General features: G+C 48.1%; 9 protein-coding genes. 7 read left to right on the top strand and 2 right to left on the bottom strand.

Annotated features, from left to right (window positions below; genetic code table 11):
• The first annotated feature begins 422 nt into the window (after positions 1-422).
• From C7R94_RS28855 to C7R94_RS28825, 7 genes are all read left to right on the top strand, one after another.
• The gene (locus tag C7R94_RS28855; RefSeq protein WP_106785950.1) at positions 423-1,646 is read left to right on the top strand and encodes an efflux RND transporter periplasmic adaptor subunit; all 1,224 of its coding nucleotides are present in this window, start codon (positions 423-425) and stop codon (positions 1,644-1,646) included.
• Positions 1,647-1,650: 4 nt separating this feature from the next.
• Positions 1,651-4,746, top strand: a complete 3,096-nt coding sequence (locus C7R94_RS28850; RefSeq protein WP_106785949.1) for an efflux RND transporter permease subunit — start codon at positions 1,651-1,653, stop codon at positions 4,744-4,746.
• Positions 4,747-4,869: 123 nt separating this feature from the next.
• A complete protein-coding gene (locus tag C7R94_RS28845; protein WP_106785948.1) occupies positions 4,870-5,658 on the top strand; it encodes an SDR family oxidoreductase in 789 nt (262 codons plus the stop codon).
• A gap of 20 nt (positions 5,659-5,678) precedes the next feature.
• Complete coding sequence (locus C7R94_RS28840) at positions 5,679-6,170, top strand: YajQ family cyclic di-GMP-binding protein (RefSeq protein WP_106785947.1); 492 nt, start codon at positions 5,679-5,681, stop codon at positions 6,168-6,170.
• Between the two features lie 103 nt (positions 6,171-6,273).
• On the top strand, positions 6,274-6,750 hold the full coding sequence (locus C7R94_RS28835; protein WP_047069045.1) for a hypothetical protein: 477 nt from the start codon (positions 6,274-6,276) through the stop codon (positions 6,748-6,750).
• A 135-nt stretch (positions 6,751-6,885) separates the two neighbouring features.
• Positions 6,886-8,544 carry an AMP-binding protein gene (locus tag C7R94_RS28830; RefSeq protein WP_047069046.1) on the top strand — a complete coding sequence of 553 codons (1,659 nt, stop codon included), beginning with the start codon at positions 6,886-6,888 and terminating at the stop codon, positions 8,542-8,544.
• A 117-nt stretch (positions 8,545-8,661) separates the two neighbouring features.
• The gene (locus C7R94_RS28825) at positions 8,662-9,168 is read left to right on the top strand and encodes a GNAT family N-acetyltransferase (RefSeq protein WP_106785946.1); all 507 of its coding nucleotides are present in this window, start codon (positions 8,662-8,664) and stop codon (positions 9,166-9,168) included.
• Positions 9,169-9,244: 76 nt separating this feature from the next.
• Here the strand turns inward: C7R94_RS28825 and leuD are convergent, their stop codons facing one another.
• The gene (gene leuD / locus C7R94_RS28820) at positions 9,245-9,829 is read right to left on the bottom strand and encodes a 3-isopropylmalate dehydratase small subunit (protein WP_106785945.1); all 585 of its coding nucleotides are present in this window, start codon (positions 9,827-9,829) and stop codon (positions 9,245-9,247) included.
• Positions 9,826-11,256: a 3-isopropylmalate dehydratase large subunit gene (gene leuC / locus C7R94_RS28815; protein WP_106785944.1), complete on the bottom strand. Its 1,431-nt coding sequence runs from the start codon at positions 11,254-11,256 to the stop codon at positions 9,826-9,828. Before leuC ends, leuD begins: the two co-directional genes overlap by 4 nt.
• Between the last annotated feature and the right edge of the window lie 166 nt (positions 11,257-11,422).

The following is an 11,422-nucleotide window of genomic DNA, read 5'->3' as shown; positions in this document are numbered from 1 at the left end:
GGTCAGCCAGCTGTGGATCGTTATTTGCAGTTCCTCAAGGGCGGCAGCTCAGATTATCCGCTCAATCTGCTCAAGGGCGCAGGCGTAGACATGACGTCGCCAACACCGATTGCGGAAGCATTGAGTGTGTTCAAGGAATTGCTCGAAGAACTGGAACAGTTGGTCGAACAATAACATAGACCGAATTCAAAAGGCAGTTCAAGTCTAGGACTTGGCTGCTTTTTTTTGTAAATTTCTCTTCAAGATTGTCCAATAAAAGGTAACTTTCCCAGTCCTCTCGCGTATCTATTTATGCGCTGTTAGGTACTGTTCTCCGTCTCGGGGCGGATATGAATTTCCACCCGCTGACTGTTTTGCAGCAGAGGTAAAAACTGGCACAATTACGCCATGAGGAATGATTGTGAAAATTTGGAGGAATTCTTGTGAAAAAACGGGCATCGATTATTCTGGCTTCGGTAATGTTAGTCGCTGCTGGTTGTTCAGCACCAGCACCAGAGGCACCACAGCAGACAGAGGCAAAAGCGAAGGTAGTAGAGGTAGTGAAGGTACAAAAGGCAACAAAGCCAGTGATGCTCGCAGTTACAGGGATGGTGGAAGCCAAGAGGGACGCGGTGCTGTCGTTTGGTACAGGTGGAACAATCTCAGCGATCTCCGCCACCAAAGGAGCAAAAATCGCGCAAGGTCAGCTATTGGCCACATTGGATACGCGCTACACCCAAAAAGAGATTGCAGCAGCACAGGGGCAGGTGGAGGAAGCAGCAGCGCGTAAAATCAAGACGTTAAAGGGAGCGACAGCAGAAGCGATTGAGCAGAAGCGTTTGCAGGTAAAAAGCGCGCAAGACAGTCTGGAAAAAGCAAAGCAGGATCTCGCAACAAGTGAGAAGCTGTTTGCTGGTGGAGCCATTTCGCAAAACGAAATAAATGCGAGTAAACGGGCCGTTACGCAAGCAGAGATTACACTGCGTGACGCTCAGCTGTCTCTGAATGAGCTGCAAAAAGGAGCAGAACCAGAAGATGTCATGGTTGCCAACGCATCGATCAAAGCTGCTGCAGGTGGTGTAGACCGTGCGAAGAAGAGCTTGGATGATGCGAAAATTCAGGCGCCATTTGCGGGAACAGTCGTCGATGTAAGGCTGCAAATCGGAGAGCAGGCTTCTCCAGGTCAAGAAATTATTCGTATTGTTGACTTGTCTGATGTAAAAGTAACCTTGGATGTCTCCAATGACTTGATCGGTCAATTCCGTGAGAAAACGAAAGTGCAGGCTTTGTCGGACGATGGTAAGAAAAGTGAAGGAACCATTGCATTTATATCTCCCGTAGTGAACAAGGATACAGGGAAGTACCGCGTCGAGATCACGATTCCGAATGCAGATGGTTACTGGCGTGGAGGAATGGCAGCTACGATTGAGGTACCGCGCCAAGTGAATGGCTTCCTCGTGCCGCTGGAAAGTGTCGGCGTGAGTCAAACCGACCATTACGTGATGGCAGTAGAGAATGGCCTGACTGTAAGAAAACCAGTGAAGACCGGTCAAATGGTCGGAGACTCCATCGAAATCGTATCTGGAGTGAAAGAAGGCGACCAGCTCCTGCGCAGTGGAATTACATTCTACGTCGAAGGGCAAAAAGTAGAGGCGAAGGGAGAATAGTTGCATGAACAAGATGATTCTCTTTTTGCTTAAGAGACAACTGATTGTCTATTTGTTTACTTTTTTGCTCATCCTTGCCGGACTGGGGTCCTTGTTCAGCTTTAATATTGAATTAGTACCGAAGACGAACTTCCCGGACATTTTTGTTCGGATCTCGGGTGGGTCACTTCCTCCTGAAGAGATGGAAGAGAAAATAACGAAAAAAGTAGAACAAGAGCTAAAATCGATTAATGATATTAAAAAATATTCTTCTTCAACGAGTGCTGGCTACGTTAGCATCAATATTTCTGCAAATGAAGGAAAAGGCGATCAAGTCAAGCAAGACGTACAAAATGCCGTCAACCGCCTCCGCAACAGTTTTCCGAAAGCCATTGATTCCGTAGAAGTTAACCAGAGCAGCTTTGGTGGCGAACAGATGATTGACTATGCCCTCGTAGGTGCTGATCCGAAAACGATGCTGAGTCTGGCCAAAACATCGATCAAGGACCGCATTGAGGAAATTGAGGGTGTCAAGGAAGTATCGGTTTCTGACCGAAGCTTCGAAAATAAAATTGCCATTTCCCTGTTGCCTGATCGACTGAATGCGTATCAAACCAATCCTGCGGCAGTCATCTCGCAACTGCAGGATACGAACTGGAAACAAGGGATTGGGACGCTGGAGAACACAGGTTTTGACACAGTAGTCATGATCGACAATTCGTACCAAAATGCGGAGGAAATGAGATCGCTGTCGATCGATACGCCGAAGGGAGCGGTTTCCCTCGATCAGCTCGCAGACATTGAAGACTTGCGTGGAAAAGTGAAAGATCAAGTAGCGCTTACGAACAGCTCCGTTTTTGTTAATTTGAGCGTTACACGATCGGATGGTTATGATTTGATCACCACGCAAGCGAAGGTAGAAGAGGTTGTTCGCGAATTAAATGCAGAAGCGAATGGCAAATATACCATCAAAGTAATGTTTGAAGGAGCTTCCTTCATTAAGCATGCGGTTTCCAACCTCAGTCGTGATGTGATGATCGGTGGAGCGCTTGCAATTATCATCCTGTTCGTATTCCTTCGCAACTGGAGGGTTACTCTCGTCATTGCAACGACGCTGCCACTCTCTGCTTTTATGACATTTATTGCGATGAAAATCGGCGGGTACAACATTGACATGATCAGCTTGTTGTCCTTGAGCTTATCCGTCGGATTGATCGTTGACGCCGCGATTGTGGTGCTGGAGAGCATTTATCACTATCGAGAGAAAGGCGAGGAGCTCAAACAGGCGATTGTAAAAGGAACGAGAGAAGTATTGACGCCTGTGTTTACTTCGCAGCTTACGATTATTATCGTTTTCTTGCCGCTCGTCCTTGCAGATTTTGAAGACTGGCTCAAACCGATTTTGGGAACGATCGCGTTTACTGTATCTGCAGCCATTATCGCCTCAACAATCGCAGCATTCTTCTTTGTTCCCGTATTCTCCAATCGCTTCTTGCAAAAGGATAAGCATGTTTCGCTAGAAGGTGAAGGGAAAGAACACTTTATCATCCGTGCATTCAGCGGACTTTTGCAAATTGCGATTAGACATCGCGTCAAAACGATTTTACTGGCGATTTTGATGCTAGTCGGATCAGTATTCCTTACGCCAATGATGAAAACTGGCCAAGGGATCAATCCAAATGAAAATATCATTTTTGCCAATATTGAAATGCCGATCGGGTCTACACTGGAAAAAACACAAAAAGCAGCTGTAGCCGGGGAAGATGCTCTGCGGAAAATCCCCGAAATTAAAGATGTATTCTTCTTTGCTTCCAAGGAAAGTGCAGAGTTATTCATTTCCTTGATTCCGAAAACAGAAAGAACAAGGGATAAGGAAGCTTTGAATGAAGATATCAACAATATTTTGAATGGGCTGCCAGGAATTGAATCGGTCTCTATGTCTTTCGGACAACAGGGTGGCAGCGCGCCGATCCAATTGGAAATCTTCGGCGATGACATGGAGCAGATGAGCAAGATCGCTACCGATCTGGAAGGGATGCTTTCTACCATCTCCGGTGTCGGCAACATTCGCAACGACTTTAAAGAAGGCAAGGAAAAGGTCACGTTATTGCCAAAAGAAGAAGCTCTTGCAAGGCTGAATGTAGATCATCGTTCGTTGTTACAACAATTGAGCGTGCTGATTGGCAGCCAACAAATTACTTCTATCACGCAGGACGGAATCGAAGTGAACGTAGTTGCTAAAATGCCTGATAACTGGCTGAAGCACCCGGATCAACTCAAAAACGTCATGGTGAGCGCGAAAAATGGTGCAGCAGTGCCTTTGGTTGACTTGGTAGAGATGACCTATAGCAAATCTCCAGTTACGATTCAGCACAAAAAAGGCGAGCGGATCATCACCGTTTCCGCTGAGCTTCAAGGTGGCGATTTGGCTGGAGTTGGTCGTGAGATCGGAGAGAAGCTCCCAGGTGTAGTGATTCCAGCGGGCTACAAAGTAGAGATCGCCGGAAAATTGAAAGAGCAAAGCACGAATATGACACAAGCGATCTTAGTATTCGTCGGTGTGCTTGCATTGATCTATGTCGTCATGGTTGCTCAGTTCGGACGTCTTTCCCAGCCGTTCATCATCATGCTGACTATTCCAATGGCACTGGTCGGTGTCGTGTTAGGATTCGTCCTTACACAACGGACATTCGGTGAAATGGCGATGATTGGGATTATTATGCTGGTCGGTATCGTCGTTTCCAATGCGATTCTCCTGATCGACCGGATCAACTTACTCCGCAAGCGAGGAATGGATACAGCCGAAGCCATTATCCAAGGAACCAAAGAACGGATTCGTCCTGTTATCATGACGAAGCTGACGGCGATTCTCGGGATGCTGCCGATGGGACTTGCGATGGCGGAAGGCTCTGATTTGGAAGCGCCGCTCGCAACTGCCGTAATCGCTGGTTTGATCTTCCACACCATTGTTACGCTGGTGCTCGTTCCTGTCCTGTACTCCCTGTTTGAGGGGGCGAAGGAAAAAAGACTGGCGCGCAAAGCGGCTCGTCAAGCGAAGCGCGAAGCAAAACGAGAGGCAAAACAAAACAAAGACAAAAACGTACCTCCGACAGAGGTATAGTAATTCGCAAGAGAAGGGGAGTATGTGCTGTACCCCTTCTCTTTTGCTTTTCCTTCATCTGAAAGTTCTGTAGAATAAAGAGATTAAGATACAAAACAAGTGAACTATGAAAGGAGCATGCATATGGATCTGTTTTTGCAAGGAAAAACGGCTCTGGTACTCGCCTCCTCAAAAGGATTGGGGAAGGCAACAGCGGAGTGCCTCGCCCAAGAAGGAGCCAATGTCACGATATGCGGTAGAGATGAAGCTGCTCTGGAAATCGTTCGTGCTGAGATTGAACAGGCTACTGGAAAATCACCCCTTGCCGTAACAGTGGATGTGACAAAGGAAGAAGATATCAAGCGGGTTGTCGAAGAAACTGTCAAGCATTTTGGCAGCGTCGATATATTAATTAACAATTCAGGTGGACCTGCAACAGGCAGATTCGATCAGCTCACCGACGAGCAGTGGATGCAAGCCTTCCAGCTAAATTTGCTCAGCTATGTTCGTGCGATTCGTGCTGTTTTGCCGCATATGCGAGCGAACCAGTTTGGCAGAATCATCAACTTCGCTTCCTCATCCTTTAAACAGCCGATTGAGAATTTGCTCCTCTCCAATACGTTTCGTACAGGGGTATTAGGCCTTTCCAAGACGCTTTCTTCAGAACTCGGACCAGATGGGATTCTGATTAACACCATTGGACCTGGCAGAATTGCGACGGATCGGGTGGCACAACTGGATGGGCTTACGGCTGAGGCGAAGAGCATCAGTGCTGATGAAGTTAGGGAAAATTGGGAGAAGCAAATCCCATTGGGCAGATACGGTCAGCCCGACGAGTTTGCTCGCATGGTGACGTTCTTGGCATCACCAGCAAATAGCTACGTGACAGGTCAATCCTTCCTCGTCGACGGTGGCTTGATCCGCGCGATCTAATAGTAGAGAGGAGAATTTCTTTGAGTAAAGAGAGCTCATTTGATATCGTGTCCAAGGTAGAATTGTCCGAAGTGAACAATGCGATCCAAACCGCATTAAAGGAAATAGAAAATCGCTTTGACTTCAAAGGCAGCAAGAGCAACATCTCCTTGGAAAAGGAAGAGCTGGTCCTCGTCTCCGATGACGACTTCAAGCTCAGTCAGGTAAAAGACATTTTGCTTGGCAAGCTCGTCAAACGCGATGTCCCGATCAAAAACCTCGACTACGGCAAAATTGAACCAGCAGCGGGCGGCACTGTCCGTCAGCGTGTCAAGCTGGTGCAGGGGATCGACAAAGACAATGCAAAAAAGATCAACAGCATCATCAAAGATACAGGGCTCAAAGTGAAAACACAGGTTCAAGACGATCAAATTCGCGTGACAGGAAAAAGCAAAGACGAATTGCAGCAAATCATCAACGCGATTCGCAAGGCTGATCTGCCATTGGAAGTGCAATTTATTAACTACCGCTAATTACTAGAGGTTGCTCAAAAAAGTTTTTGCTTCTAACTCTCTTCACTCTCGCATATGCATGTACAAATAAGTGACAAGCACTTGCGAAAGGGAGAGTAGAGACATGAAGGTCTTTATTATCAGTATGCGCAATCTCATTTTGGGCGGAATTGTCTTTCTTGTAGCACTGGTAGCGGGAATCGTACTTTTGGTCAAAGACCCCCTGAGCGTCTCGGACTCTTATCGACCATCAGATCCAACTGCTTCTGTTACAACGACGGCTCCCGTGAATCAGCCAGCAGGGTCAGAAAAGCCGGCGCTGAACATGGAGGTCAAGGTGGATGGGACGACGGCAGAAGTATCCTTGCTGACTGAGAACTTCACGTTTGTCCAGGACAGTGGCGAATTGGCCGAAGCCCCAGTCTTTGGAGAGGGACACGCACATTTATACCTGAATGGCGAACCAAAAGGGATGATTTATCAACCAGAGTTTTTGCTGAAAAAGTTGCCCAAGGGAGAGCATGAAATTCGCGTAGAGCTCAACTACAGCAATCATCTGCCATACAAGGTAGAGACTACGAAAAAAATCGTTGTGAAGTAAAACAGAACGCGTTCCGCAAAAGGGACGCTTTTCTTTTTGGGAGGAAGGGAGGGAAGAACGATAACGGAAAAAGAAGGGATTGTGGCGGAAAAGAAGAATCCTACAGAATAGTCTGAATGTTTTGGGGGTGCTTGTATGATTCATATGACCACAATCGGCAACATGTTAGACGACACAGCCAGTAAGTATCAGGAAAAGGAAGCGCTGGTTTATCACGAACGAGGGCTTCGCTATACGTTTGGGGAATTTCAAGCGATATGCAATCAAGCAGCGCGAGGATTTATGTCCCTTGGCATTCAAAAAGGGGAAAATATCGCGATTTGGGCAACCAATGTGCCAGAATGGGTGATCTCGCAATTTGCCACAGCGAAAATGGGCGGTGTACTGGTAACAGTCAATACGAGCTACCGGGTACATGAACTGGAGTATTTGCTGCGTCAATCAGAGTCGACGACGCTTCTCTTAATAGATTCCTATCGCGATGCGAATTATCTCGCCATGATTCAAGAGATTTGCCCGGAGTTACAGACATGTGAACCTGGAGCGCTGCAATCCAAAAGGCTTCCGCATTTAAAAAATGTCATTTATCTAGGGAATGAGCGACAGCCCGGAATGTTTTTGTGGAGTGATTTGCTCGAACGTGCCGCATTGGTCACGGAAGAAGAGCGGATCGCGCGTCAGGCGACGCTCCTACCTGATGATGTCATCAATATGCAGTACACATCTGGCACGACTGGCTTTCCTAAAGGAGTCATGCTGTCACATGTCAATATCGTCAACAATGCGATCAAGGTAGCGGAATGTCAGCGGCTCGGGTTAGAGGATAAGGTGTGTATTCCGGTTCCGTTTTTCCACTGCTTTGGCTGTGTGATGGGGACCTTGGCATGTGTGGCGACAGGTGCGACGATGGTTCCTGTCATCGCCTTTGATCCTGGCGTGGTACTTGCGGTTGTGGAGGCAGAACGCTGCACAGCACTATACGGTGTACCCACGATGTTTATTGCCGAATTGAACCACCCGACGTTTGCCGAACGTGACCTCAGCTCGCTTCGTACAGGCATTATGGCTGGGTCTTTATGTCCGATTGAGGTCATGAAAAAGGTCGTCGATCAAATGGGGATCCGTGACATTACAATTGCGTACGGACAAACCGAAGCATCTCCCGTCATCACACAGACTGTACCAGAGGACTCACTCGAGCGAAAAGTATCCACTGTCGGTCGTCTGCATGCGGAGGTAGAAGCAAAAATTATCGATCCGGCGACAGGTGACATTTTGCCGCCAGGGGTGCAAGGCGAGCTGTGCACGCGAGGATATTTGGTCATGAAAGGCTATTACAACATGCCGGAGGAGACAGTGAAAGCGATTGATCACGAAGGCTGGCTACATACCGGAGACTTGGCAACCGTCGATGAAGAAGGCTACTATCGGATTACGGGCAGGCTGAAAGACATGATCATTCGCGGAGGGGAAAATATATATCCACGTGAAGTGGAAGAATTCCTCTATACGCATCCAAAAGTGTTGGACGTACAGATTGTAGGTGTACCTGATGCCAAATACGGCGAGCAGGTATTAGCGTGCATTCGGGTAAAGCCTAACGAGACGTTGTCCGAGGATGAGGTGCGGGACTATTGCGAAGGGAAGATTGCTCATTACAAAATCCCACGCTACATACAGTTTGTAGACGAATATCCGATGACGGCTTCCGGTAAAATACAAAAGTTCAAGCTACGGGAGCAAGCGCTGCAATTATTTGGACAAAGCAATCCAAACCAGACGGGAACTGCATAGGATGAGGTTCAAGCGCTAGGGAGATGCTCCTGGCGCTTTTTTTAGATAGTTCTTTACTTTCGAGCAACTCTTGACTAAGATAAGTGGAAATCAAAAATAGGAGAGGTGCAGCCTAGCATGGAAGTTAGATTTTTGGGACCAGACGATGCAGAAGAGTTGGTAAAGATTAGACTGGAAGGGCTGCAAACAGACCCAGACGCATTCGGCTCTACCTATGAAGAGACAATGCAGGTATCAATGGAAGAGTGGCGGCAAAGACTTTCTCAAGGGGAGTCAGGTGATAGCGGCTATTTTGGAGCATTTGTGGAAGGAGAGCTGGCTGGTATCATCGGTTTTTTCCGCCACAGAGGGCAGAAAGCGAGACACAAAGCTTCTATCGTCTCCATGTACGTTCGTGAAGTGTATCGCGGGACAGGTGTCGCACAAGCGCTCATGCAGGCAGAGCTAGCCTACTTAAAGGAGCGGGGAGATATCGACACTGTACAGCTTGCTGTCGTGACGACCAATCCGGCTGCCATTCGTCTCTATGAGAAAATGGGTTTTCTTCCATATGGTTTAGAAAAGCGTGCACTGAAAAATGGCGATCAATACTTTGATGAGAGCCACATGTATATTCTTCTATAGGAAAACATGAAAAAAGCGAAGGCTCACATTAGCGGATGCCTTCGCTTTTTCTATGCGCTGCGCTATGGATGAAAACCTAACGACTTGCCTCGTAGGCAGCGATCTTATCCTCATACTGCAACGTAATTCCAATATCGTCGAGGCCATTCAGTAGGCAGTAACGACGATACGAGTCAACCTCGAACGGGTAGGAGAGACCCTCACTGTCACGAACGACTTGTTCCTGCAAGTCGATGGTCAGTTGGTAGTTCGGCTTGTTTTGAGCACGATTGAACAGCTCATCGACTTGTTCTTCGCTCAACTTGATCGGCAGGATACCGTTTTTAAAGCAGTTATTGTAAAAAATGTCCGCAAAGGATGGAGCAATTACACAGCGGAAGCCATAATCAAGGAGTGCCCATGGCGCATGCTCACGAGAGGAGCCGCAGCCAAAATTGTTGCGGGCAAGAAGGACAGTGGAGTCCTTGTACGCAGGTGTATTCAGAATAAACGAATCGATTGGCGCACCATCGACAGTAAAGCGCCATTCGTAGAACAGAAATTGGCCAAAACCGCTGCGCTCAATGCGCTTCAAGAACTGTTTAGGGATAATAGCGTCCGTATCTACGTTTACACGATCGAGTGGGGCTACCACTCCGGTGTGGATGACAAATGGATTCATTGGAAGACCTCCTTGCTAGCGTTCTCGCTTTTCCATTCACGAACATCTACGAAGTGTCCTGCGATAGCTGCTGCCGCTGCCATTTCCGGGCTGACCAGATGTGTCCGTCCGCCGCGTCCTTGGCGTCCTTCGAAGTTCCGGTTTGAGGTAGAAGCACAACGCTCACCCTCGGACAGGATATCCGGGTTCATGGCCAGACACATGGAGCAACCAGATTCGCGCCAGTCAAAGCCAGCCTCTTGGAAAATGAGGTGCAAGCCTTCTTGCTCAGCAAGTTGCTTAACTGCTTGAGAGCCAGGAACGACCATCGCGTGTACGGAAGGGGAGACCTTGCGTCCTTTTGCCACTTCGGCCGCTTTGCGCAAGTCCTCGATCCGACCGTTTGTACAGGAGCCGATAAAGACGCGATCGATTTTGATTTCGTTCATAGGGGTGCCAGGTGCAAGGTCCATGTACGCCAGAGCATCTTGTGCCGCTTTGCGCTGTGCGGCTGTCTCGAATGACTCAGGGCTTGGAACGGTGCTTGTAATGTTCGTCCCCATACCAGGGCTCGTTCCCCACGTCACTTGCGGTGCGATCTCGGCTGCATCGATTTCTACACAGGCATCAAACACAGCGCCTTCGTCCGTGCACAGCTCTTTCCAAGCCTCAACAGCTGCAAGGAAATCTTCCCCTTGCGGAACATAGCGCTTGCCTTTCAAGTAGTCAAACGTAGTCTGGTCAGGAGCGATTAAGCCGGCACGAGCGCCACCTTCAATCGTCATGTTGCACACAGTCATGCGTTCTTCCATGGTCAGGTTACGAATCGCAGCGCCTGTGTATTCTACGACGTAGCCAGTTGCAAAGTCAGTTCCGTATTTTGCGATAATCGCCAAAATTAAATCTTTTGCACTTACACCAAATGGCAGGTCGCCGTTTACGCGTACTTCCATCGTTTTTGGTTTGGATTGCTGCAGGCATTGCGTTGCGAGCACATGCTCCACCTCACTGGTACCAATACCGAAGGCAAGGGCACCGAACGCTCCGTGAGTGGAGGTGTGGCTGTCGCCGCAGACGATTGTTTTGCCTGGATGCGTGAGCCCGAGCTCAGGACCAATGACGTGGACGATCCCTTGATCCGGACTGTTCAGATCGGCAAGTGTAATCCCGAACTCCTCACAGTTCGCCGTCAAGGTTTCCATTTGTTGACGGGAAATCGGGTCTTTGACATTAAAACGGTCAGCAGTCGGTACGTTGTGGTCCATGGTTGCGAAGGTTAGCTCTGGACGGCGTACTTTGCGTCCAGCCAAGCGGAGTCCTTCGAAGGCTTGCGGCGAAGTCACCTCGTGAACCAAGTGCAGGTCGATATACAAAAGGCTCGGCTTGCCTGCCTCTTCGTGAATAACGTGATTGTCCCAAATCTTTTCAAACATCGTACGGGCTGTCATTTTGTTTTCCTCCTTCGTTCAAAAACTCTTAACAAGGTTGTATCATGGCAAAGAGAATAGTTCAAAGATATAATAATTATAAGAAGGATAGTTTTTGCCTATCGGGAGGTCTATATGGAGTTACGACAAATTCGTTATGTACTCGCTGTTGCGGAAGAACGCAGTT

The sequence above is a fragment of the Brevibacillus sp. NRRL NRS-603 genome (assembly GCF_003013445.1).
Classification (GTDB): Bacteria; Bacillota; Bacilli; order Brevibacillales; family Brevibacillaceae; genus Brevibacillus; species Brevibacillus formosus.
This window is presented reverse-complemented; position numbering and strand designations above follow the sequence as displayed.